The organism is Neptunomonas japonica JAMM 1380, assembly GCF_016592555.1.
Lineage (GTDB): Bacteria > Pseudomonadota > Gammaproteobacteria > Pseudomonadales > Balneatricaceae > Neptunomonas > Neptunomonas japonica_A.
The window spans coordinates 1385616-1411025 of the sequence record NZ_AP014546.1; the positions used below are offsets into that span (position 1 = coordinate 1385616).

The 25410-nt window shown below is 43.2% G+C and carries 20 protein-coding genes; 8 read left to right on the forward strand and 12 right to left on the reverse strand.

From position 1 onward, the window contains the following. Positions 1 to 54: 54 nt before the first annotated feature. Positions 55 to 1941 carry a putative nucleotidyltransferase substrate binding domain-containing protein gene (locus tag NEJAP_RS06275; RefSeq protein WP_201349806.1) on the forward strand — a complete coding sequence of 629 codons (1887 nt, stop codon included), beginning with the start codon at positions 55 to 57 and terminating at the stop codon, positions 1939 to 1941. Between the two features lie 14 nt (positions 1942 to 1955). After that, on the forward strand, positions 1956 to 2678 hold the full coding sequence (locus tag NEJAP_RS06280; protein WP_201349807.1) for a 3'-5' exonuclease: 723 nt from the start codon (positions 1956 to 1958) through the stop codon (positions 2676 to 2678). 188 nt (positions 2679 to 2866) lie between these two features. Here NEJAP_RS06280 and fdhA read toward each other — a convergent pair whose 3' ends face one another. Next, on the reverse strand, positions 2867 to 4066 hold the full coding sequence (gene fdhA, locus NEJAP_RS06285) for a formaldehyde dehydrogenase, glutathione-independent (RefSeq protein ID WP_201349808.1): 1200 nt from the start codon (positions 4064 to 4066) through the stop codon (positions 2867 to 2869). A gap of 502 nt (positions 4067 to 4568) precedes the next feature. On the opposite strand from fdhA, the gene NEJAP_RS06290 reads away from it, so the two are divergent. Next, positions 4569 to 5693 carry a GlxA family transcriptional regulator gene (locus NEJAP_RS06290; RefSeq protein WP_201349809.1) on the forward strand — a complete coding sequence of 375 codons (1125 nt, stop codon included), beginning with the start codon at positions 4569 to 4571 and terminating at the stop codon, positions 5691 to 5693. Between the two features lie 86 nt (positions 5694 to 5779). On the opposite strand, the gene NEJAP_RS06295 is transcribed toward NEJAP_RS06290, so the two are convergent. The 3 genes from NEJAP_RS06295 to NEJAP_RS19345 are packed head-to-tail and all read right to left on the reverse strand — an operon-like array spanning position 5780 to position 10526. Beyond that, entirely contained in the window at positions 5780 to 6976 is a 1197-nt protein-coding gene (locus NEJAP_RS06295) for an aromatic amino acid transaminase (protein WP_201349810.1), read from the reverse strand. Between the two features lie 2 nt (positions 6977 to 6978). Beyond that, positions 6979 to 10302 (reverse strand): indolepyruvate ferredoxin oxidoreductase family protein, encoded by a 3324-nt coding sequence (locus tag NEJAP_RS06300; protein WP_236591132.1) that lies wholly within the window; start codon positions 10300 to 10302, stop codon positions 6979 to 6981. A 14-nt stretch (positions 10303 to 10316) separates the two neighbouring features. Continuing rightward, a complete protein-coding gene (locus tag NEJAP_RS19345; protein WP_236591085.1) occupies positions 10317 to 10526 on the reverse strand; it encodes a hypothetical protein in 210 nt (69 codons plus the stop codon). A gap of 159 nt (positions 10527 to 10685) precedes the next feature. On the opposite strand from NEJAP_RS19345, the gene NEJAP_RS06305 reads away from it, so the two are divergent. Together NEJAP_RS06305 and NEJAP_RS06310 are read left to right on the forward strand one after the other, a co-directional pair. Continuing rightward, entirely contained in the window at positions 10686 to 11138 is a 453-nt protein-coding gene (locus NEJAP_RS06305) for an Lrp/AsnC family transcriptional regulator (RefSeq protein WP_201349811.1), read from the forward strand. A 179-nt stretch (positions 11139 to 11317) separates the two neighbouring features. Next, positions 11318 to 12055 carry a lytic transglycosylase domain-containing protein gene (locus NEJAP_RS06310; RefSeq protein ID WP_236591086.1) on the forward strand — a complete coding sequence of 246 codons (738 nt, stop codon included), beginning with the start codon at positions 11318 to 11320 and terminating at the stop codon, positions 12053 to 12055. A 69-nt stretch (positions 12056 to 12124) separates the two neighbouring features. Here the strand turns inward: NEJAP_RS06310 and NEJAP_RS06315 are convergent, their stop codons facing one another. The 7 genes from NEJAP_RS06315 to NEJAP_RS06345 form a co-directional block, all read right to left on the reverse strand. Next, on the reverse strand, positions 12125 to 14347 hold the full coding sequence (locus NEJAP_RS06315; RefSeq protein ID WP_201349812.1) for an EAL domain-containing protein: 2223 nt from the start codon (positions 14345 to 14347) through the stop codon (positions 12125 to 12127). A 2-nt stretch (positions 14348 to 14349) separates the two neighbouring features. Beyond that, entirely contained in the window at positions 14350 to 15873 is a 1524-nt protein-coding gene (locus NEJAP_RS06320; RefSeq protein ID WP_201349813.1) for an ATP-binding protein, read from the reverse strand. A gap of 21 nt (positions 15874 to 15894) precedes the next feature. Then, entirely contained in the window at positions 15895 to 16719 is an 825-nt protein-coding gene (locus tag NEJAP_RS06325; RefSeq protein ID WP_201349814.1) for a substrate-binding periplasmic protein, read from the reverse strand. Between the two features lie 117 nt (positions 16720 to 16836). Continuing rightward, positions 16837 to 17940, reverse strand: coding sequence for a hypothetical protein (locus NEJAP_RS06330; protein ID WP_201349815.1), 1104 nt, complete (start codon positions 17938 to 17940; stop codon positions 16837 to 16839). Positions 17941 to 18014: 74 nt separating this feature from the next. Continuing rightward, positions 18015 to 19280, reverse strand: a complete 1266-nt coding sequence (locus tag NEJAP_RS06335; RefSeq protein ID WP_201349816.1) for an MFS transporter — start codon at positions 19278 to 19280, stop codon at positions 18015 to 18017. 196 nt (positions 19281 to 19476) lie between these two features. Beyond that, positions 19477 to 20679 carry a tryptophan synthase subunit beta gene (gene trpB / locus NEJAP_RS06340; protein ID WP_201349817.1) on the reverse strand — a complete coding sequence of 401 codons (1203 nt, stop codon included), beginning with the start codon at positions 20677 to 20679 and terminating at the stop codon, positions 19477 to 19479. 137 nt (positions 20680 to 20816) lie between these two features. Then, positions 20817 to 21032: a hypothetical protein gene (locus NEJAP_RS06345; RefSeq protein ID WP_236591087.1), complete on the reverse strand. Its 216-nt coding sequence runs from the start codon at positions 21030 to 21032 to the stop codon at positions 20817 to 20819. 140 nt (positions 21033 to 21172) lie between these two features. Between NEJAP_RS06345 and NEJAP_RS06350 the strand changes: the two genes are divergently transcribed. Genes NEJAP_RS06350 through NEJAP_RS06360 form a run of 3 tightly spaced genes read left to right on the forward strand, consistent with a single transcriptional unit; the run spans position 21173 to position 24179 of the window. Beyond that, positions 21173 to 22330 carry a 4-phosphoerythronate dehydrogenase gene (locus NEJAP_RS06350; protein WP_236591088.1) on the forward strand — a complete coding sequence of 386 codons (1158 nt, stop codon included), beginning with the start codon at positions 21173 to 21175 and terminating at the stop codon, positions 22328 to 22330. A 27-nt stretch (positions 22331 to 22357) separates the two neighbouring features. After that, the gene (locus tag NEJAP_RS06355) at positions 22358 to 23056 is read left to right on the forward strand and encodes a flagellar brake protein (protein ID WP_201349819.1); all 699 of its coding nucleotides are present in this window, start codon (positions 22358 to 22360) and stop codon (positions 23054 to 23056) included. Then, positions 23046 to 24179 carry an ATP-NAD kinase family protein gene (locus NEJAP_RS06360; protein WP_201349820.1) on the forward strand — a complete coding sequence of 378 codons (1134 nt, stop codon included), beginning with the start codon at positions 23046 to 23048 and terminating at the stop codon, positions 24177 to 24179. The genes NEJAP_RS06355 and NEJAP_RS06360 overlap by 11 nt, the downstream gene beginning before the upstream one ends. 68 nt (positions 24180 to 24247) lie before the next feature. Here the strand turns inward: NEJAP_RS06360 and NEJAP_RS06365 are convergent, their stop codons facing one another. Then, on the reverse strand, positions 24248 to 25267 hold the full coding sequence (locus NEJAP_RS06365; protein ID WP_201349821.1) for a GGDEF domain-containing protein: 1020 nt from the start codon (positions 25265 to 25267) through the stop codon (positions 24248 to 24250). Positions 25268 to 25410 lie beyond the last annotated feature (143 nt).

The window sequence follows — 25410 nt, forward strand, 5'->3', positions numbered from 1 at the left end:
TAAATATAACCGTTAAAGTTTTGAATTTACTTTGAAGGGCAAATAGAGAGTCTGATGGAAGCAGAACATATAGAGATTGCGGGGTTTCTAAAACAGTTTCAGCCCTTTAGTGGTTTACCTGACGAAACCATCAATACGGTTGCTCAACAGATAGAAATTGCTTATTACCGAGCTGATAGCGATATTTATCAGTTTGGGGATGAAATACACGACTTGTGTATGATTCGCAGTGGTTCTGTTGAAATCTACCGCCGTAATGGTGATCTCTATAATCGCTTGAGCCCTGGTGGGTTGTTTGGGCAGATGGGGTTGTTGATGAACAACCGCATTCGCCTGCCCGTCAGAGCGCTAGAAGACACGCTGATCTACTTTATTCCTGAGTCTGTTTTTGTTTTATTGTGCGAGCAGTTTGATACCTTCGCTTATTTTGTGGAAATGGATGACCATTCAAATTTACAGCATGCGGTATCAGGTAAAGAAAGCAATAATTTAATGGTCTCTAAGGCGACCATGATGATTTCGCGCCAGCCGGTGATTGTTGAAAGCAGCGCTACCATTCGTGAAGCCGCAATTAAGATGACCGAAGAGGGTGTGTCCTCTCTACTGATTGTAGATGCGTTATCGCCTGATAATATCGAGTCTGAAAACCAAGAGCAAAGCGGTGAGTCCCAAGTTGTAGGGATTATTACCGATCGAGATATGCGGACCCGAGTAGTATCGACCGGGATTTCATCGGATGTCGCGATAGAACAGGTGATGACGACCGATCTTCTCACCCTCGATAGTGATGCCTATGCGTTTGAAGCGATGCTTTGTATGCTTCGCTACAACCTGCATCATTTACCTATTTTGGATAAAGGTAGGCCGGTGGGTGTTATTGCTGTGTCAGATATTGTGCGCTATGAATCGCAAAGCAGCCTATATATGGTGAGTACAGTATTTCGCCAGAACAGTGTAGAAGAACTTAAGCTGTTGTCTGAAGAGGTATCTCCCTGTTTTGTACGTTTAGTGAATGAAGATGCTAACTCCCATATGATTGGTAGTGCTATGTCTGTCATAGGGCGTAGTTTTAAGCAGCGTTTGCTAGAATTAGCCGAAGAACATTTAGGTCCTCCTCCTGTACCTTATTGTTTTTTGGCGCTTGGTTCGATGGCACGAGATGAGCAGCTGATTATTACCGATCAGGATAACGCCCTGATTTTAGACAATAGCTATAACCCAAAACTACATGCTGAGTATTTTGAGACGCTGGCTAAGTTTGTCAGCGATGGCTTGGCCGCTTGTGGGTATACCTATTGTACCGGCGGTATTATGGCAACCAATCCACAATGGCGAAAAACCAGAAAGGAGTGGGAGGCGTGCTTCGCGGATTGGATTGATAACCCTGTACCTGAGGCTCTGCTCAATTGCTCAATATTTTTTGATCTTGAGGGTGTGTGGGGAAAGATAAAATGGGCAGAACAGCTTAACTTTTTTGTGGCAAAAAAAGCATCTCGTGAACCTCGCTTTTTGTCTAACTTGGCACGTAATGCTTTGAGCCGAACCCCTCCATTGGGCTTCTTTAAAAGTTTTGTGATGGAGAAAGATGGTGAGCATCGCAATTCGATCAATTTAAAGCGTCGAGGGACAGCACCCATTGCGGATCTTATTCGCGTGCACGCATTGGCGGTAGGTTCGCAAGCAAGAAACTCTTTTGAAAGACTAGACGATATTGTTAAAGCGGGGATCGTACCTGAGGGGCGTATTTCGGACTTAAGAGATGCGCTTGAATTTATATCGATGGTAAGAATCCGTCATCAAGCTTTAGATATCGCGGAACAACGTCCTGCAGATAATAATATTGAACCTGAGCATTTATCTGAGTTTGAGCGGCGTAATCTGAAAGATGCTTTTCAAGTGCTTAGTAACAGCCAGCGCTTTCTTAAATTTCGTTACCCCTAAATCTGGAATTCAGAATGTCGGGCTTTAAAAACAAACATCAAGACAGTATTGATTGGTCGCTTAGAATGAGTGAGCAAGCAGCAGTTGTGCGTGATTCACGCTTACGCACCTTCTGTGAAGGTGGCAGTTTTTCCCGAGATACGCCATTGAAAGAGGTCTCTTTTGTTGCATTAGATTTTGAAACTACCGGCTTAAATGCTAAAAAAGACGATATTGTTAGTATTGGCTTGGTGCCTTTTACGCTGCAGCGTATCTACTGTAAAAATGCTAAGCAGTGGATATTAAATCCACGGCAACACTTAGCTGAAGAGTCTGTGGTTATCCATGGGATTACGCATTCTGATATCGATAATGCTCCGGATTTAATGGGTGTCCTGGGGCCTCTGTTAAACGCACTGGCCGGGCGTGTCGTGGTTGTTCACTATCGTTACATGGAGCGTGAGTTTCTTAATGAAGTGCTATTAAAGCGTTTGGGCGAAGGCGTTTATTTTCCGGTAGTGGATACCATGGATCTGGAAGCACGCGTGTATCGTAATGGATTTTCGGCGCGATTTTTACGTTTTATTGGTCGAAAGCAGGTGTCGATTCGCCTGTCTGATAGTCGTACACGTTATGGTTTACCTTTCTACAAGCAACATGAAGCACTCACTGATGCGGTAGCTACGGCTGAGTTGTTGCAAGCACAAATAGCTCACCGCTACTCTCCAGAGACACCTATTTCTGATCTATGGCTTTAGATTATTTAGCTGTTTCTATAAAGTTTTAATTTTCTCTTTGGGCACAAAAAACGCATCTATTGTAAGCAGATCAATATTTTCAATAATGGCTGCTTAGCAATGATGCGTTTTTCGTTTGGTGCCAGTAGGGCTATAACGTATAGCCCTACTGGCGTCTTAGCCTTGTTATAATACTTGAGGCTGTAACGTTAAGATTTAACGCTATTGTGTGGATCAATAACGTATTTCTTAGCAGCACCGCCATCAAAATCTGCATAGCCTTCAGGCGCTTGGTCCAAGGAGATCATCTGAACATTAACCGCATCAGCAATTTTGACTTTATCAAAAAGAATAGCCTGCATTAATGGACGATGATATTTCATGACGGGACATTGGCCAGTATGGAATGAATGAGACTTAGCCCAACCTAAACCAAAACGCATACTAAGAGCGCCTATTTTAGCTGCATCATCCATAGCGCCCGGGTCTTCTGTTACATACAGACCAGGAATACCGATTTGCCCGCCTGCGCGGGTAATTTGCATCGCTGAGTTTAGTACCGTTGCAGGTGCTTCTTGGCCGTGGTTACAACCACACGCGTGTGCTTCAAAACCAACGCAATCCACAAAAGCATCCACTTCACGCTCGCCCAGAATAACTTCTAGCTTATCGGCCATATCGCCATCTTCACGAAGGTCGATCGTTTCGCAGCCAAAGCTTTCTGCTTGCTTGAGGCGGTCTGTCACCATATCGCCAACAATAACGCATGCAGCGCCTAATAAATGTGCGGCTGCGGCAGCAGCAAGGCCTACAGGACCAGCACCAGCGATATATACGGTTGATCCTGGACCAACGCCGGCCGTAACGCAGCCGTGAAACCCAGTTGGAAAGATATCAGACAGTAATGTTAAGTCTTTAATCTTTTCCATGGCTTGTTCAGGGTCTGGGAACTTAAGCAAGTTAAAGTCGGCATAAGGTACCATGACATATTCTGCCTGGCCTCCTACCCAGCCACCCATGTCGACATAACCATAGGCTGCACCTGGACGAGCCGGGTTAACGTTAAGGCAAATACCTGTATTGCCTTCTTTACAGTTACGACAGCGCCCGCAAGCGATATTGAAGGGGACTGATACAACGTCACCTGGATGAAGGAATTCGACGTCTGAGCCGCACTCAATTATTTGTCCGGTAATCTCATGGCCTAATACTAAACCGGCTTCTGCTGTTGTTCTGCCGCGTACCATGTGTTGGTCAGAACCACAGATATTGGTTGTTAACACACGTAAAATAACACCGTGGTTGCACTTTCTTTTACCAATGGAGAGTTCTGGAAATGCGATCGATTCAACGGCAACTTCGCCGGGGCCTTTATAAACAACCCCACGGTTATCAAAGTGGCTAGTCATGTATACACTCCTGTTATTTTTATGGTTGGATCTATTTTAAAAACCACTCTATGCTGAGCTGCGTTTTACGACATGACCGTAACGACCAGATACGTGTCTATTTCAGACATTTTAGAAATTTATAATATTTTTATGGCGGTGCGTTCTAGGTGAAAAGACTACTTGGCGTACAGCAATGTTTGATATTTATCAGGTAATAAATACTCATGTGTCGTTTTTAGATAGAATTTGTTATTTAATCGTCGTTTTTTGATGTGTTAAATTTAATTTGAGGGATATTATTGGTGATAATTCCACGATAAATTTTGTGCGGAAATAGCAGGGTTACAACAGCTATATTTTAGCTGCCATTCATGCCATTCAAGCTTAAAATAACTGACGTTCTGGAAGGTATGAACTGACAATGAAACCGAAATTTGAACTACTAGTTCTTAGATAATAATTATAAATAAATATCGATCTCTTACTGTGCAAAACAGAGGAGTTTGGTGAGGACTCTACAATGAATTCAATTGATACGCTTGGCCCTGCGCTCAAAAATAAAAAACTAACTCGAGTTGGCTTCTTACTGCTAGATAACTTTACTATGATTGCTTTATCGTCGGCGATCGAGACGCTAAGGATGGCTAATCAATTGTCGGGTGAGGAGCTTTTTAGTTGGCAATTAATCTCAGAAGATGGCTGTTTGGTGAAAGCCAGTGATGGGCTTTCGTTTACACCTGATTTTTCTATACAAAATGCTCCCACGTTAGATATTGTAATTGTAGCGGGTGGCGTTGATATTACCCGCAGCTTCACTCAGAAGCAGGTGAGTTGGCTGCGTACGTTGGGGCGTAAAAACTATACATTAGGTGGTATCTGTACAGGTGCTTATGCGCTCGCGCATGCCGGCTTGTTAGATGACCATGAGAGCAGCATTCATTGGGAGTGTTTGGCTTCTTTGCAAGAGCACTACCCTAAAGTTCGTTGTAATAACCGCTTGTATAGTATTGATAGAAATCGCATGACATCATCTGGGGGCACAACGCCTATGGATATGTTTTTGAACTATATTGCGCTTCAGTATGGCGGTAAGTTATCCAGTGCCGTATCGGATATGTTTATCTGTGATCGTGTGCGTGGTGAGTTTGATCAACAGCGCGTGTCATTACGCCAATTACATACTAATGGCCAGCCAATGCCAAAGTTAGTTGATATTATTGAGCTGATGGAAGCTAATCTTGAAGAGCCCATTGAGTTGGATGAGTTAGCAAGTTTTGTGTCGGTATCTCGCCGTCAGTTAGAAAGGATGTTTTTAAAGCATCTGGAGTGCTCGCCTTCACGTTACTATTTGAAACTGCGTTTAGATCGTGCAAGACAGTTACTAAAGCAGTCGAGCTTGTCTATAGTTGAGATTTCAGCCGCGTGTGGGTTTGTGTCCACGCCTCACTTTAGCCGCTGTTATCGCAAGCATATAGGTATTTCACCACGTGACGAGCGTAAAGGCATCTGGGCAGATACGGCGCGCTCTAATGTGTTACGTGAGCCTCTAATAGATCAAGAGAGCAGCATTGCCGCAGGCATCAGGTCGGCAACGGCGCTATTGCATGCGCAAACCGAGCCGAGTTACGGTTCGGTTGCTATTTGACGTTTAGTTAACTAGCTTTTAGCCTCGTAATTAACTAAGCATCGATCTTTAACGTGGTCGATGCTTACTTGTCTCACTAAAAACCATTAGCCTTTTAATACACTGCTTAACGACTGTGCAACATAGCTTAGGTTTTGCGCCGAAAGTCCTGCGATATTGATACGGCTTGAGTCCACCATGTAGATGGAGTATTCGTCGCGTAGCTGGCCTACTTGCTGTTTGTTTATACCCAAGAAAGAAAACATGCCTTTCTGTTGCGGTATAAAGCTAAAGTCTTGAGCGCATCCTGTTACTACCATTTCGTTAGCCAGTTGGTGGCGAAGTTGCAGAATTCGAGTACGCATTAGGGTTAGCTCGTCGTCCCAGCTTTTTGTTAGCTCTGCATTACCTAATATAGTTTCGACAATAGCAGCGCCATGTGCGGGAGGCATTGAGTAGTGACCACGGATGATACTGAAGAGGTTGCTGGCTGTAACGGCTGCTTGCTGCTGGTTAGGTGCAATGACCATAACTGAACCGGTGCGTTCGCGGTACAGGCCAAAGTTTTTTGAGCAAGAGCTTGCTATCAGCATTTCGGGTGCTTTATCCGCTAGTAAACGAACACCGTAAGCGTCTTCAGCTAAGCCGTCGCCTAAACCCTGGTATGCAATATCTACAAAAGGAATCAGATTTTTGCGGATTAGTAACTCAGCAATAGCATCCCATTGTACCTTTGAAAGGTCTGCACCGCTTGGGTTATGGCAGCAGCCGTGTAGTAGGACAAGGTCACCCGCTTTAGCTGTTTCTAATGCACTACACATGGCATCAAACCGAATGCCTTTGGTTTCACCATCATAATAGGGATATTCGGTGATGTTTAATCCAGCACCTTTTAGCAGAGGAATGTGGTTTGCCCATGTTGGATCACTGACCCATACGGTTGCATCTGGTGAGCATTTAGCTGTGAATTCAGCGGCCATGCGCAGTGCGCCACAGCCCCCCGGTGTTTGTGCCACCGTGATGCGTTGGTCTTTTATCGCACTATGGTCATTACCCAGTAGTAAGCGGCTGATGTGGTAATTAAAACCTTCTGCACCGGCAGGGCCAATGTAAGTTTTGGTGGTCTCTGTCGCTAACAAGTGCGTTTCAGCGGCAGTAACGGCATGCATAATACCTGTATGGCCTTGCTCGTCTTTATAGACACCTACACCTAGATCTACTTTATGCGGGTTGTTATCCCGACGGTATTGGACCATCAGGTTTAAAATCGGATCTGCGGGTAGCGCTTGCAGATGTTCAAACATAGCTATTCTCCTGCGCCTTTTGGGGCTTGTTGGTACTGTGCCATCAATGCTTTAAGCTGCTTTTCAGCTTTTTCGGCAGCTGCTTCCCGAACCGGCCCATATCCGCGAACCTCTTTTGGAAGGTTGGCAAGCTGTAACGCGGTATCGTAATTGTGCTGTGTCGTACCGCTTTGTAGCATTGTTATCACTTGTTTGTAGCTGGCTAACAGCTGTCTGTCCAGTTTTCGGTCAGCAGAAAAGCGAAAAGGGTCGAGCATTGTGTGGCGTATGCCGCGCATTTTGGCGAGCATTCGTAAGGATTTCAACATCCAGGGGCCAAATTGACGCTTAACAGGTCGCCCATTGGCAACTTTACCCCCTAAAATGGGTGGAGCGAAGTTGAAATTGATTTTATAGTCACCTTCAAACGTATCAGCCACTTCTTTAAGAAAATCAGTATTGGTATATAAACGAGCAACTTCATATTCGTCTTTGGTTGCCATTAAGCGGTACAGCTGTGTGGTGACAATATCAGTAAGCTGTTCGTTGTTATCGGCGCCTTGTTGTTGGTGAAGTTGGTTGTCGAGCTGGCGAATACAGTTGACGTGTTGTAAGTACTCATCCGCGAGCGCTTTGTTTTGGTAGCTTACAAGCGTGTTTGTTAAGCGTTGGATTTTCTGGTCAAGGGTTTCAGTAGCTTGGCTGGGTTGTGGGTTTGCCGCTTGCGTTACGTATTCTGGCATTGTTGCGGCTAAACGCCCCCAGTTGAAGGCTGTTTTGTTTTTCTCAACAGCCACGGCATTGAGTTCAATGGCGCGAATAAGTGCTGTTTGAGAGATAGGGATAAGGCCTTTCTGCCATGCGTAACCCAACATCATTACATTTGAAAACACCGTATCGCCTAATAAATGCAGCGCGAGGGTATTTGCATCCAATGTGGAAAATTGGCTATCGCCTACGGCATCTGCAAGCAGGTTTACCCGTTTACTACTTTCAATATCGGCATCACGATAAAGCACGTGATCCGCAGTCGCCATTTCTGCAAGGTTAACAACCGCTTTGGTATGGTTGTGGCGTAATACATCCAGTGCTTTAGCCGAGGACGCTACCACGATGTCACATGCGATAAGTGCATCTGCACGGCCGTGGTCAGTTCGTACTTGATGAATATTCTCAGGTGAAGGTGCAACGCGCACATAGCTGAGTACTGCGCCTCCTTTTTGAGCGAATCCCATGAAGTCGAGTACGCTTGAGCCTTTGCCTTCCAGATGTGCTGCCATTGTTATTAACGCACCTACGGTCACAACACCGGTACCGCCTACACCACTGACGAGTAAATCATAGGTTCCACTCAGTGGTGGTATGAGTGGACTCGATATTTTGCTGAGTTGCTCAGTGACAGCGTTAGCACTGAGCCCCTTTGGTTTACGTAGCTGGCCACCTTCGATAGTGACAAAGCTTGGGCAAAATCCATTGACGCAGCTGAAGTCTTTATTACATGAAGATTGGTCTATCTGGCGTTTAACCCCCATCTTTGTGACACGAGGCACGATAGATAAACAGTTTGATTGCACAGAGCAGTCGCCACAGCTTTCACAGACATGGTGATTAATCAGGACGCGTTTAGCCGGGTCAGGGAACTGGCCACGTTTACGGCGACGTCGCTTTTCGGCAGCACAGGTTTGGTCATAAATAAGAATGGTCACGCCTTTTATCTCGCGTAACTCACGCTGAACGGCATCAAGCTCATCACGGTGAAAAAAGCTTGTTGCTTTTGGAAATTGGCTTTCGTGGCCCTGATATTTTTCAGGCTCATCGCTGAGTACGACAACACGTTTAGCGCCTTCAGAATGCACTTGTTGTGCAATGGCTGGAACAGTGATTTGCCCATCGACTGGCTGCCCGCCTGTCATGGCAACCGCATCATTAAATAGAATCTTGTAGGTGATATTGGAGTCAGCAGCAATCGACTGGCGAATGGCCATAGAGCCTGAGTGGAAGTAAGTGCCTTCTCCTAGGTTCTGGAAAATATGACCATTACCGGTAAAGCGTGATTTACTGGCCCAGTTAACACCTTCGCCACCCATTTGGATGAGAGACTCTGTATCACGTCCCATCCACGACGCCATAAAGTGACAACCAATACCGGCGAGTGCTTTGCTGCCTTCAGGGACTTTGGTTGAGCGGTTGTGTGGGCATCCCGAGCAGAAGTAGGGCATGCGGCGTACACCACCTGGGTCTTTTACGGTGACACCGGATTCTTTAATCTGCTCAAGTTCATCGGTAAAAGTAAAGCCAAACAAGCGCTCTAGACGTGCTGATAGAAAAGAGGCGAGTAAAGAGGGGCTAAGTTCACCCACGTAAGGAATCAACGGCTGGCCGTTTTCATCTTGCTTGCCGGTAATTAATACTTCCCCTGGGCGGTCGGGTTCAGACATCGCTTCTTTAATTTGGCTTTCAATAATGCCGCGTTTTTCTTCTATAACAAGGATCTCTTGCTTGCCATGAATAAAGTCCAGCATGCCATTTTTTTCGAGTGGCCAGACGAGCCCAACTTTGAGAATTTCAATGCCTAAATCAGACAGTGTTTGTTCAGGTAGACCGAGTAGCTCAAGCGCTTCCATTAAGTCTAGGTGTGCCTTGCCGGTACTAACAATACCTAGTTTGGGATTGGCAGATGTAATGATTTTTTTATCAATAGGGTTCGCTCTGGCAAAGGCTTGAACGGCTGCAAGTTTGTGCTCAATGCGTGTTTCTAGTTGTGGTCCGGGAAGGTCAGGCCAACGATAATGTAAGCCTTGGTCGGGTGGTGTGAAATCGTTTGGGGTTTTAAATGTAGGGAGTGCTTTTAACTCAACACTACAAGCGCTTTCTACGGTTTCTGAGATCGCTTTAAAGCCCACCCACATGCCTGAAAAACGAGACAGTGCGTATCCCCAAAGGCCAAACTCTTCATATTCAGCAATGCTCGCTGGGTTAATAGTTGGCATAAACCACGCCATAAAAGCAACGTCGGACTGATGTGGCATAGAAGATGAAACACAACCGTGGTCATCACCAGCAATGACTAAAACGCCACCATGAGGGGAGCTTCCATAGGTATTGCCGTGCTTTAACGCATCGCCCGCTCTATCAACACCGGGACCTTTCCCGTACCAAATGGAAAACACGCCATCAACGTTTTTGTCTGGGTCTGTCTCAACTTGTTGGGTACCAAGCACAAGCGTCGCTGCTAGGTCTTCATTGATAGCAGGAATGAACTCAACGTTGTGTTGCTTCAATAATGGTTTAGCAGACCATAACGCCTGATCATAACCACCTAAAGGTGAACCTCTATAGCCACTGATAAAGCCGCCAGTATTTAAACCATTTTTTTATCCAACTGAGCTTGGACTAATGGAATGCGAACGAGTGCTTGCGTACCGGTTAGAAACACTCGCCCCTGAGTACGTGTATAACGGTCATTAAGAGCGTAGTTATCTAGCTGATCAGGTATGGCTGTAGCTGTGGTGGTATTTGCATTTGATGTTATAGATACAGAAGCGACAGATGTAGATGTTGGACTCGTCATAGTGATAGCTGCTTTTATTGTTGATTATTTAACCAGTTTAGGTGGTTTTTTTAGAAAGGTGCTTTCTTATTAGTGTGTAAAATAGTAATAATATGAAATCTTATTTCTTTATTTGTATTAAAATAGAGAGATTGTTTCTTATTCTGTGAGTTTATTTATATGGATTCTTTTGATCGACATATTTTGCGAATTCTTCAGCAAGACGGCCGAATCAGTAATCAGCATCTAGCGGACGAGGTTGGTTTGTCTGCTGCGGCGTGTTGGCGACGGGTCAAAGCTTTAGAAGAATCAAAAGCTATTCGTAAATATGTGGCGCTGGTAGATGCTGACATAGTGCAACAAGGCTTGTGTGTTTTAGTGATGGTGTCACTGTTACGCCACTCAGTTATTCACACAAAAGCGTTTGAGGAGGCGATGGCGGTTTGTGAAGAAGTACTGCAGTGCTATGCGGTTGCGGGCAATGCGGATTTTGTATTGCGTGTGATGGTTTCGGATATAAAAGCATACGATCAATTTTTAAACGATAAAGTCTTTCCCTTGGAAGGAATCTCTCAAGTAAATTCAAACTTTGCATTACGTGAAATCAAGTGTGGAACTGCGCTAAAAGTGTGAGCTACAAGGTGTTAGTGATTGATATGATTTTTCTATTGTTGTTAGGTCGCTGAATCAATTATTTGTGACTATATTTAATCTAGATAGCTTTTTAGCGGTTGGTATGCACTTTTATACAAGCGCTTTATTCAAACCCCATTTGGGTTGGCTTTATTCACCCGGTTTTTAGGGGACAATGATTGAATAAGCAGATTACTCGCGTAGTGTTAATGACATGCTTAATGCTACCGGCTCATGCAGTGATGGCGGCAGAAGGCATACGTAAAATTGTGCGCGCTGATGGTGTTATTGAATACACTAATATATCTAGTGGGCAGTCGAGAGGTGTGGGGAGTATAAGCAAGAGTCGCTCGCGTAAAAAGAATACTTATGAATCTATATATAAGTATCGTGAGTCGAATGGTGTTCTGACATTTTCTGATAAAAAGCCTAAAAGGGGAACGCAGTTTGCGACGCTTAAGTTTGCATGCTTTGCTTGTAACCCAAGCTCCAGTGTTAATTGGCACAACACACCATTGAATCTTACTTCGTATACTGCTGATGTTACTCAAAGCGCAAAAAAACATGCTGTTGATCCTGCGTTAGTGCGTGCGGTTATGCATGCAGAGTCCTCTTTTAATTCTCGGGCAGTTTCAAGTCAAGGTGCCCAGGGACTAATGCAATTGATGCCTGCTACCGCTAAGGAGTTGGGTGTAAGTAACTCTTTGGATGCAGCGCAGAATATTCAAGGGGGCGTTAAGTACTTAGGAGCATTGCTTGCTATGTACCAAGGAGATATTTCTCGTGCTACAGCAGCTTACAATGCAGGGCCTGGAGCGGTTAGAAAATACAATGGCATCCCACCTTATGCCGAAACACAAGCCTATGTTAAGCGCGTCGGTATTTTGCATAAGCGTTATCAGCAAGCCATTCCATAAGTCAGTATATGACAATTATCATTTAGAAAACGGAACAATATTAGCTGAATCAATAGTAGCGTATAGAAACTATTGATTCATGGTTGTGAGTAGTTTTATAAATTCTGTTTTACTTATGGGTTTGGAATAGAAGTATCCTTGAGCTTCACTACAGCCTAGTTTTATTAACTCCTCTTGTTGCTCATAGGTCTCAACCCCTTCGGCGATAACTTTAAGGTTGAGCAGCTCTCCAATGCTAATCATGAGTGCGGTAATGGCACTATCTTGACTACTCTTTGTTATTTTGCTGATAAAAGATTGATCAATTTTAAGGTGGTCAATAGGTAATTGTTGTAGGTAGCTAAGAGATGAGTAGCCAGTACCGAAATCGTCTAACGCTACTTGAATACCACGTTTGCGGATGTCGTTAAGTACAGAGTGTAAAGTATTGTTATCTTCCATCATCATAGACTCGGTAACTTCTATTTCCAACGAACTTGGGTTGATACCGGTCTTTTCTAAAATTTGATCAGTACGTTTTAAGAATTGTGGATCTTTTAGTTGCCGTATAGAAACATTCACGGCGATAGTAATTTCATAGCTTAATTCTGTTTTCCACTCTACTTGTTGTCGACAGGCTTCTTCAAGAATCCAGTAACCCATTGGCACAATGTATCCAGATGATTCAGCTGTTGAAATAAAGTCATTGGGAGGAATAATTTGGCCTTTGTGAGTCCAGCGAACGAGCGCTTCTGCTCCCAGTATTCTTTTTGTTTTAAGACAAATCTGAGCCTGGTACATTAGATGTAGCTCGTTACGCTCTACACAGTGTCTAAGCTCGGCAGCCATATGTAAGCGCTGCTGTAGTTCTTGTTCGAATTCCTTTCCAAATTCTGAGTAACCAGCACGGTGTTTTTTCTTCGCATACTTAAGGGCAATGCTGGCATTTTGTAACAACGTGTCTGCATTTTTTCCATGTTGTGGGAAGGTTGCTATGCCAATAGTCAGGCTTAAAGGGATTTCGTAGCCTTGAATAGAAAAGCTATGTTCAAGAGAGGCCTCTAGCTCTTCCAATTTTTCAGCTATGAATTTTTTATCTGTGCAGGGTATATCTATACAAAAGGTATCAGCTGATACTCGACCTAATAAACATGTCGGCCCAAATAGAGCTTTCAAATGTTGAGCCATTGTTATGAGTGTTAAATCACCAATTTGGTAACCTAATCCATCGTTTACCGTTTGAAATGTATCTATATCAGCGAGCAGTAGGGTGAAACCAGACTGCGTCTCAATCTGTTTTTCTAGTTGGTAAATTAGGCCCGTTCTGTTAGGTAGTTTTGTGAGTGTATCTATATAAGCTAATTCTTCCATTTTTTCAAAAAGACGAGCGTTATCAAAGCCAACAGATACACTGACAGAAAATAGTTCGAGTAAATGTAAATCTATTTCTGTCAATAAACGTTTAGTTTCAACACGTACTACGAGCGTGTCAGAGTGAGGTGATTGCATATATAGCATTACATGGTGTTCACTGAATAGGTGTTGCTTAGTATTCAGTACATGCATAATGTCTTTATTTAATGCTGTGTGTTCATCTGTATTGATTGTTTCCCCATGTAATAATGAGTAACTCCCGAAAGCAGCAAGCACTTTAATGGCCTGCGTGTTGCTATCTTCATGGCAGCATAAAAAGCTGTTGTTTTCTATTTGTAACAAGCTACACAGTTGTAGCAATACTCCTTGGGCAAATGAACCAACGGCCCTTTCACGAAAAAGGTTGGGCGCTCCATCAATGATCATTGCAAGGCCTGTTTTATTGGCTTTAATGGTCTTTATTTGTTGGAAAGATCGGATAGATGAAGTAATGGTTGTGATCAAGTGGTTACGTGTTAATTCGTCTTTCGACTTGTAATCATTAATATCGTATTTTTCTATAACATCGACTTCAGGGGCGTAACCAGGTTGCCCGGTTCTAAGTATGATTCGTGAAGTATCTTCTTTTAGCGTGTCGCGAATAAATCCGACAAGTAGTAGCCCCGCATCTGGTGTTTCCATGACAACATCGAGCAAAATGCAGGCGAATTGGTCGCTCTGTTTTAAGCATACTCTAGCTTCTTCGGCTGTATATACGCTGGTGATATCAAGTGATCTTCCTAGAATTAGTTGGTCCTTAAGCGCAAAACGTGTCGCCTCGTGAACTTCGGGTTCATCATCAACAATGAGGATACGCCAATGAGCGTGGCTTGAAATAGAGTCAGCTGACACTGTTTCATTAGCAAATGCTATCAGGTCGTTATTTTCCGGAGTCCGCATACCTATATATGGCCTTGAGTTTTTTGTGCACTGGGTGCGCTAATGGGAAACTTAAAATTCAGTGTTACACCCATATCTATCGTACTTTTAATTTCAACAGTTCCACCGAGAATGGTTGTTGTTAGATTATAGACTAGATTTAGCCCTAAGCCGGAACCTCCACATCCTAACTTTGTTGTAAAAAATGGGTCGAAGGCCTTCTCGCACTCTGTTGGTGACATTCCATTGCCATTATCGGAGATTACAAGTGATAAATACTTCTCATTAACAAGATCTGCTTTTATGCGGATTAATCCACTACTCTTTCCTTCGAAGCCATGCAATAACGTATTATTAAAACAATTTGTAATGATTTGCCCTAGTGGCCCAGGGTAACTATCTAGACTGATATTGGGTGGTACTGATACTTTTACCTCAAAAGGAGTGTGTTTAATTTGGGGATTTAGTGTGTAGATAATCTCTTCGATAACCTGCTTTACATCAAATTTGCGACGTTTTTCGCTAGTCTGATCAACTGCTACATTTTTAAAATTGCGTATTTGTGTAGCTGCTGTTCCTAAGTTTCGTTCTAAGATGGTGGATGCTTCGTTAATGGATTCGATAAAATTATTCAGTGCGCTCTTTGTTAGAGTGCCTGATTCAATATCTTTGCTGATGTTACGTGTGATGTCTGAAACAGTAGTGGCAACAGTGAGGCTGTTACCTAGTGGAGTATTGATCTCATGTGCTATGCCAGCAACTAAGCTACCTAGTGAAGCCATTTTTTCCGATTGAATTAGGTTAGTTTGTGCTTCTTTCAGGCTTAATAAAGCGTTCTCTGTTTTTAGGTGGGATTCTTTTAGAGCTGCTTCGGTTTTAGTCTGTTCGATTAGATTACGGTTGTAATTGTTGATTAGTTGGCCAAGTTCGTCGGTTGAATCCCAGTTAACGGGTTTGCGTTGGCCTGTTTGGCGATAAGATTTCAAGGATTCGGAAACACGTGATAATGGTGTAATGATCGTGCTACGAAAGGCGGCTGAGGTGATAATAATTAGTGTGAAAAAGAGTGTAAGGGATAGCGCTGCTAATGCTTTTAGCTGTTTTGTTATGCTGCTCCATTGCGTTGTACTCTCACTATAAAGATGAACCGTTCCTAGATGTCTACTCGTATTACGCAAATCTAGATAAATAATGGGGCTGGTAAAGTTTATTATTTCTTCTGAAGAGAGATCCTCGCATTCTCCCTCTATTATTAATGGCGTTATATCTGAATCTTGCTCAAGTTTGATGCAAGTAATATCAGAATCATCCATTGTTGCTTTGAGAATATTTGAAGATAATTTAGTAGAAAGTTGCCATACTGGCTCTGTCAGTAAGCGAGCCAAGTTATCAGTTTTTTCTTGAACTAGTTGGTTGTGGGCTTTTTTAGCCTTGTTGAGTTCAAAATAAGATAGTGCAGCTAAAAAAATCAATGATACTAAAAAGAAAGCGGGCAGTATTTTTAATAGAAATCGATAGCTAATCGAGTTATTAGGCTTATATCTCATACATCTTCCTGAAAATGAGAGTTATGGGTCTTGTTGCTTATCAGACCAAAGTGTATGAGCACGTGCTATCAAAAACTCAGCTCTCTTTTCTTGAGTGAATTTTTTCAAAGCTTTTGAAATTTTGGCTCTCAATTCAGATGAGTTGCATGCAGATTGTTTAGACATTGTCAGATAAAGGCTTTGGCGGGTTATCTCTAAGGGCATCGCTTGTAAATTTCGAATGTTCAATTTTTGTGCGTAAGCTTTCCCAGGGTTCTCTTCATAAATAAGATAATCTACGCGGTTGGCACTCAGCATGCGAAGTCCTTGATCAAGGCTCCCTACTTCTTCAATTGTAAGCTGTTTCTTGGCGTACTCATCGAACTCTTGACCAAAGCTATTATTGATAACAGTGACACCACGATAGTTTTTTAGATCTTTCCATTGTGTAAAAGGGAATGGGTTTTTGGTGTTCACCCAGACAGCTGTTTTAGTTCGCATCATATCTGGATAAACGTAGTCCATGTAATGTGTGCGCGGTAATGTAAAAAAGGCCCCCGCAATCATATCAATGCGACCTGCTGCAACATCTTCTTGTACGCGGCCCCAAGGGCCACTGTAAACCAACTCAATCTCGGTGTTTATCTCTTGTGCTAGTTCTTTCAAAAGCATAGCAATCGCGCCATGTAAATAAACTGATTTATCCGAGTGCCATAGGTAAGGTGGGTATTCAGCATTTCCACTGGCTCGAATTAGTTTACAAGAGGCAGTTTTATTTATAGGAGCGTTTAAAACGGAATCGGCTTCGCTAGCAAACGTGGATAGTGTTAAAGCACTTGAAAGTAATATGGTTGAAAATAGCTTCAAAATAATTGCCCCTATGCCTAGCCCAAACCTATTGATTTAAGTCTAGTTTAAATGTGCAAAGGAGCAAGTTTAAGCTTCGTAAGTTATTCTTTGTCAGGCTTTTAAAAGCTTAAAATTTTATTTAGATTCTAATATTGCTACCCCCTGGCGATAACCTAGGCCTCCATTACCATGTACTAAGCCGTATTGATTTTTCCCCGAAGAGGAAGCCGTTTTTGAATTTAATAGATGGTACATTTCGATTAATCCGTTAAGTGCAGGGTTATTCCAAGGCGCCCTAGCTAAGTTCATGCCACCCGTAATAGTCATTAAATGTTGGCTTATAAATGCAGAGGCATCATTCAGCGATTTTATCAATCCACTGCTTACAAGAAATGCTAGAGGTACCACTGGGTAGCAGGTATAAATTTCCATAAGCACTTTGTCTTTCGCTATAAGCGAATTGAGGTCTACATCAGCCTGTAAGCATGCTTGCTGGTAGGCGTGAGATAAATGCTCATAGCGGGCAATCAGAGGGAGTTGTTGCTTTTCGTCAATATCGAGTAGGCCTAAACCAACACCCGAAACGCTAACAGTGTGGTTTTTATCAATATTGAGTTGTTGGGTGAGTGCTTCGCTGCACAGTAATAAACGTCCGGAGAAATCTACCAGTGGATTAGCGCAATCAACGCCACGAAATAGCTTAGTGACATGGTTAAACCATTTGGTGTCTGGGGTAGGGAAGTGAGCGCGCTGCTGTTGTTTAGCAATGTAATGGCTGCGACTGTGGTTAGTAAATAATGCTTCAGCAAGCTCAAGAAATTTAGTATCACTAATGTTGTGATATTTTATGAACTCATCAGCAAGGTCGTTGTATAACTGAGCAATGGAGTAGTCATCAGCATAAACAGACATCAGCTGGTGACGTTCTTCACGCTGGTAACCGCTTTTTACTGCATCATCACCACGAATGATGACCGCTTGGTGTCCTTGGCTTATTAACTGTTGAGCATGCTCCAGTGCCATGATCGGAGCGCAGCCGCTACGAAAGTGATTAGGCTGTAATTCACTGTGCCAATCAGTAGATAGAGGTTCAATGGTGAGTTGTGTTGGCGTTATGCCTAGCGCTGTAATGGCGTCTACAGAAGATTGGTAGTGCGCAATTTTTTGTTGAAGTTGCTCACTATTATCTTGGTCAATTTTCGCATAAGCCGCGATTATATTTACTGTTGAAGCCGTCATACAAAGATAATCCTATTGAATGAATAGGGCTCGATAGTATCAGAGAACGCTATCCATTTTTCAGTAAAAATTTGTTAAGAAGCTGTCAATTGAGGCTGCCGTTCGGCCCAAGGACGCTCTTGGATGGGTAGGTGGACCAATGCTGAAAGAGCACCGACGCCAATACCAACCCACCATACTAGTGTGTAGTTGCCATATAGATCGAACATTGTTCCGCCAAGCCATACGCCAATGAAACCGCCTAGCTGGTGTGAGAAAAATACCAAGCCGTATAGCGTGCCCATGTAGCGTAACCCGTAAATCTGAGCAACAAGACCTGATGTAAGCGGGACTGTTGCTAGCCATAGGGCGCCCATTAAGATAGAAAAAAGTACGACCGATTCAGGGGTGACGGGGTTGAGAATGAATACAGCAGCAACGATGGTGCGCATCAAATAGATGCCTGATAATAAATACTTGCGTGAGTATTTACTGCCAAGCCAGCCTGCCAGTATGGTCCCTACAATATTTGAGACACCTATCAGGGCTATGGCAATAGCGCCGAGGGTTGACGTTGAAGAAACCCCTAATGATTGAATGACGCTGCCAGGGGTAACGACACTACACATTTCCGTAATAAATGCGGGGAAATGTGCCGTAATAAATGCTAATTGGTAGCCGCAGGAAAAGAAGCCAATAAAAATAAATGCAAAGGAAGGGTCTTTGACCGCCTGCATAATTACCTTGCTCATTTTCTCATCGCTTTGCTGCTTGGTGGGTGGTGCAGGAATGCGCATAAAAAATAGAGCTACTAGGGATACAAGAACAAAACCTGCAAGGGCTATGAAAACTGACTGCCAAGGCATTTGCTGTAATAAATGCTGCGTTATAGGCGGGCCGACAATTTGTCCTGCTGAACCTGCTGCGGTAGTAATGCCTAACGCTAAAGAGCGGTACTTATCAGAGACTGCTCGACCAACAATAGCAAGAATAACACCAAAGCCCGTTCCGGCAATGCCAAAGCCGACAAGAATTTCGAGCAGTTGGTGTTGGCCAGGTGTAATAGCAAATGCTGATAATACCAACCCGGTTACATAGCATGCGACACCTGCAACAATCGCTTTTTTGTCGCCATACTTTTCAGCCAAAGCGCTAAATAATGGCTGACCAATCCCCCAAAACAAATTCTGTATGGCGATAGCAAAAGAGAAGTCGGCTCTCAGCCAATTAAATTCTGTTGCAATAGGTATTTGGAACAGACCAAATGAAGCGCGAATAGAGAAGCTCACAAGTAAGATGATACACCCCGTAATAAGAACCGGGTTGAGTAGTAAGCTGTTTTTATGGGTAATTGTAGTCATTTATAGTACATGCCGGATTGATCGAGATGGGGTGATTTAAAGAGCCGGTAAGTATTGATAATACCCAAGTTACTGGTAGCTTGAAATAACTTAGGTTTTAAGGAGGGGGGAGTAGAATAGAAAGAATTAGATTATTACAAATCAGCAACTAACTAGTTGCTAGATGATATCTAACCCTTTCTATGTATTTTAGCGCTTACAGTCCCAGCATCTCTGCAACGTAGTCGGCGTCTTTATCACCACGGCCTGAAAGGTTTACCAAGATGGTTTGTTCAGGTGTCAGCGTGGCAGCTTTGCGAATAGCCCAAGCAACGGCATGTGCGCTCTCTAGTGCCGGGATAATCCCTTCAACCCGTGATAGCAACATAAATGCATCAAGGCATTCTTCATCACTTGCTACATCATATTGAACGCGTTCAAGGTCTTTAAGGTGGCAGTGCTGTGGTCCAACACCTGGATAATCTAGCCCTGATGCAATTGAGTGGACAGGCAGAGGTTGGCCGTCGCTATCTTGTAATACATAGCATTTAAAACCATGTATCTCACCTGGAGAGCCTTTACTCATAGTGGCTGAATGATGTGGCGTGTCTAATCCTTTACCTGAGGGTTCAACGCCGACAATGTTTACATTTTCATCATTCAAAAACTCGGTAAATAACCCCATAGCGTTAGAGCCACCACCGACACAAGCGGTGATGAAGTTTGGTAGTTGATTTTCTTTTGCTAAAAATTGCTCACGTGCTTCACGACCAATGACGCTTTGAAAGTCACGCACCATTTTAGGGAAAGGGTGAGGACCAACAACTGAACCAATGGCATAGATGAAATTAACCGGATCTTTAAGGTATTCTTCAAAGGCGCTATCAACAGCGTCTTTTAGTGTTGCTGTGCCACGTGTTACAGGGATAAGTGTGCAGCCCAAGATTTTCATTTTTGTGACATTTGGGTGTTCTTTTTCTATATCAACCTGACCCATATGGATTTCACAAGGAATACCGACTAATGCACAGGCTGTTGCTAAGGCAACTCCATGCTGACCTGCCCCTGTTTCTGCAATGACTTTGGTTTTACCCATATACTTTGCGAGTAGTGCTTCGCCAAGACAGTGATTAATTTTGTGCGCACCCGTATGATTTAAGTCTTCTCGCTTGAGAAAGATTCGGGCACCGCCAATTTTATCTGAAAGACGGCGGGCAAAATATAAAGGGCTTGGTCGACCTACATAGTCAGTAAGTAGCATTTCAAGCTCTTGCTGGAACTCTGGTAGCTTCCTGATTTCTTCGTATGCTTGGTCTATTTCGTCCATAATGGCTTTGAGTTCAGGAGGAATTATCTGGCCACCGTATTGTCCAAAAAAACCATCTTTATCAGGCATAGGGCCAAAATCAATATTGCTCATATTACATCTCTCTTGAAAAGTGCCGAATTTTTGTATCGCGATGAAGAGACTATAAAAGAGAGTGAAGCAGGAATCTACGAATAAGGGTAAATAATTACTGTATTAATGGTAACGCGGAGAGTGTATTTGGTCAGTGTTCAATCGAACTGAAAGCCTAGCTGCTTTTCAGTAATCCCCATTGTTTTATAGCCTAATTTACGTTGCTGTTTATTAAGCGAAAGCACAAGTGAGCGTGCTTCTGAATATGAGGTAAGAATTGAACGCATGTATTCTTGTTTGATGGTTGATTGTAGACGCCCGCGACTTTGAGAAACAATCCAATCACCGACAAGGTCTTGGTAGAGTCGTATCACGAGATACTCTTGATTTTTTCGCCAGTGTACGATCAAGGGGGCTGTACCATTTAATGGGTTATGTAATAAATTGTCTGAGGATTTATAATGGCGCGAATTGAGCCTTAATCTGCAGCATTTGTAAAGCGTAGGAGTGTAAGTTGTCAAAGAACATTGTAAAAATAGTGGCTGATGAGAATATTCCGGCCCTTGAGTCTATGTTTGGTGCTGATACAGGTATGCAAATTGAGTTAGACAGGGTGGCAGGAAGGGAGCTAAGTCCTGAGCAATTAGAAGGTGCTGATGTGCTTTTGGTGCGATCAATTACGCAGGTTAATGAGGCTCTTTTAAGTCGTGCGTCACAGCTGAAAATGGTAGGGACAGCGACTATTGGCGTTGATCATATCGACCAAGCGTATTTAAAAAGCAGAGGTATTCCTTTTTTTAATGCCCCGGGCTGCAATGCTGATGCTGTTGTTGAGTACGTCTTGAACATTATCTATAACACCTTGTTTGAACGTCGGGTTGCGCTAAAGGATTTAACTGTAGGTATTATTGGTGTCGGTAATGTTGGCGGGCGCCTTTATGAGCGTTTACGGTTACTTGGTGTTTCTTTGCTGATGAATGACCCGCCTCGTGAGCAACGAGGTGAAAGTGGATTTGTTGATTTGAATACCGTTATTCAACAGGCTGATATCCTTTGTTTACACACACCATTAGTGAAAAGCGGTGAACATCCAACGCACCACTTACTAGCAGAGAAAGAGTTGCTAGCATTAAAGCCAAATGCGTTACTAATTAATGCGGGTAGAGGACCGGTTATTGACAACTCAGCATTGTTCGCTTGTATGGAGCGGCGTGATGATTTAACACTGGTGTTAGATGTGTGGGAGCATGAGCCGCAATTGAACCCTTTACTGGTTGATAAAGCGATGGTCGCTACGCCTCATATAGCAGGGTACAGTTATGATGGAAAACTGCGCGGAACACATATGCTGAGGTGTCGCTTTAGTGAGATATTTGGAATTCCTCAGCCTAAACCGTTGTCGCATTATTTGCCGCAAGCCTTAATACATGAGGTAACAGTGGCTAACGATGTGGCTATTCATGACTTAATGAATATTGTCTATGACCCGTATCGCGATGATCGGGCTTTACGTAAAACACTGCTCGAAGAAAATCAGCCTAAGTTATTTGATTTGTTACGTAAAAACTACCCGGTACGGCGTGAATTTTCATCATTACGTGTGCTGGGTGTGAGTGATGTAGATAAAGCTAATGTATTGAAAAACCTCGGATTTACGATTGATTTAACGTAAGCTAGGCTTATTGATACAGAGGTATAAATGCTCCCGACGACTAATAATCAACAAATAGAAAAGTCATTAAAAGACTTAATGCCTGCCATAGGTGAGACTGTTTCTATCCAGTTTCAAAGTCCGCGTAAACGTTTTACTTTGAAGTTATTAGGTTTTAAAGAAAATGGCAGCGTGATCGTGTCTGCACCCCAAGGCAGTGTTAATACGCTGAACCTTGAAGGTGCACGGTTAACGGCAACGTTAATGGCGGGTAATAGGCGTTGCGCATTTGTTAGTCGGTTATTAAAAGCTAACCCTTCTCCTTACCCGCATTGGCACTTAGGATATCCAGATGCAGTTGAATACCACCAAGTTCGGAAGCACCAGCGGATACCTGTTAATTTGGCCATATCAATTGACCACCAAGATGAAAAGAAAAGTGTAGAGTTTGGGATGCCCAGAGTGCTACATAGCCACGATATGAGTGCGCACGGTATTGCAGTTGATGCCCCTAGCGCGCTTGGGCAAGTCAGTGATAAGTTTTTTATTACGTTACGTTTTCAGGTGGGCGGTCTTGATCAAGTTATTTTGCTGCCGACAATATTGCGCACTATCCAAAATATTGAAGCGGGTGTCGTACTCCATGGAATGGAGTTTGATGACTTGGAAGAAGATACTCATTTGCTGATCACAGCATTTGTTTACCAACAGTTTCTAGCAGAGTTAGGCTATCTCAATGACGAATAATACATCGCGAGTCTTTAGATTAGGATTGATTATTAATCCTTTGGCAGGGGTCGGTGGTAGCGTTGCTTTAAAAGGAAGCGATGGCGCTGAAACTGCTCGTAAAGCATTGGCGCTAGGAGCAGAGCCTAAAGCACAGCTGCGTGCGCTGGCGGCACTGTCTGTACTATCTGGATTAGCTATTGAGTTGGTGACATATCCTGGTGAGATGGGAGAGGATGCAGCACAGTCTGCGGGGTTTGAACCTTTCGTGATTGGCAGTATTCAAGCAGGACACACTACGGCAGAAGATACCGAGAAGGCGGCGTTGGCAATGTACCATGAGGGTGTTGATCTAATTATGTTCGCGGGTGGTGACGGGACAGCTCGTAATATTTGCCATGCTTTACCTGATCAATTCCCCGTTTTGGGTATTCCTGCTGGCGTTAAGATCCACTCGGGCGTGTATGCTGTAACTCCCAAGGCTGCCGGAGAAGTGGTTGCTATGCTGGTGAGGGGAGAGTTGGTAACTCTGGGTGATCAAGAAGTGCGCGATATTGATGAGGCGCAGTTCCGCGAAGGTAGAGTGCGTGCTAAATACTATGGCGAGTTACTTGTTCCGCAGGAGCACCGTTACTTGCAAAATGTAAAAAGCGGGGGTAAGGAAGTAGAGGAGCTTGTTTTAACCGATATAGCCGCAGACCTGGTTGAACAAATGGAGCCTGATATACGTTATATTATTGGATCAGGAACAACTGTTCAGGCGCTCATGCAAGAGTTGGGGTTACCTAATACATTATTAGGAGTAGACCTAATAGAAAATCAAAAATTATTATCTAGTGATTGTACGGCGCAGGAATTACTAGCTAAAACAGCGGGTAGCAATACCAAAATCATCATTACTATTATCGGTGGCCAAGGTCATATTCTTGGACGTGGTAATCAGCAGTTGAGTCCTGAGCTTATTAGGCGAGTAGGCAAGGATAATTTGATAGTAATAGCTACTAAGACAAAGCTTGCCGAGCTAGGAGGTCGTCCCTTGATTGTTGATACCGGGGATGCTGAACTAGATAAAGAACTGGCTGGCGTTATACCGGTTGTTACCGGTTATCACGATGCAGTTTTATATCGAATTGCTGAAATTTAAACCCAAAAAGCGCAGATAGTTTCTGCGCTTGTAAATTCTAGAGCTTGTCTGAGTTAGTGTTATCTATCTTATGAGGCTATTTTTACCTGGTTTCTGCCGCTGGCTTTGGCATGGTAAAGGGCCTTGTCAGCTCTATCAACCATCTGTTCAGCAGTTTCTTCTGGTAGGCGCTGGCTTATACCAAACGAGGCAGTAATTGAGCTAATCACCTTGCCTGATTTTTTCTGCTTTATGCGAATGGCTTGTATTTTCTGTCGCAAGTTTTCTGCAAGCTCGGCGCCATCATTTTTATGTTTTCCAACCATGAGAATTGCAAACTCTTCCCCACCAAAACGAACGGGAAGAGTCGGTTTCTGGCATTCAGTTTTGAGTAGCTTGCCAAAATACTGAAGAACTTTATCGCCCATTAAATGCCCATATTCATCATTAAATTTCTTGAAGTGATCGATATCTATCATTATCAAGGTGGCTTCAGCATGTTTAGGTGCGCCAATGATTTGTTCCAGTTCAGAGTCAAATACACGTCGATTAAATAAACCAGTTAAAGGATCGACGCGGGCATCTTGTTTTGTTTTCTGTAGTTCTTTTTTAAGTGAAACTATTTCTGCTTGAGCATCTGCAATCTGTTTTTGGAACAGTGTTGTTGATTCGCTTATAGAGGCTGTATTTGCAGCCAAACGATTAATAATACTAGTTATTTCTTGGTCGTCATTATCAGTTTCACTTAAGCCTCTGAGGCTATCTTCCAGTACTGAACCAAAATCAGAAGTATGTTTAGCGGCATGATCAACTTGTGTGTTAAGTGTATTAGTTAGCGCAATTATCTGATTTTGAGCTTCTTCTGATTCTGTAATTTCATCACTAATAACATGCTCGCGAAACAGCTGTTCTCCTAAGAGGGTTGGGCAGGTTCCATAGGTGTCGAGTGTTTGGTCAATTTTATAGTTTAGGTTTGGGATTTTATTAGATACATAAGTGTACCAAAGTGCATAGTTTAGGGGGTTGGGAGGAATATTATACTTAACCATTAAAGGTATGGCTTGGCGTAAATACTCGGCAGACTGTGTTGAATTCTCGGCAAACTTCATACATCCCCTTCGCTTATCTAACTGTGGAAGCTCAGCATTACAAGCATGATTTTTGTACAACTTAATATCAAAAACGCTACATAATATAGCGGGTTTTAACAACGAGTAAAACGCTTGTTTAAATTATTGCTGTAATTATGTTC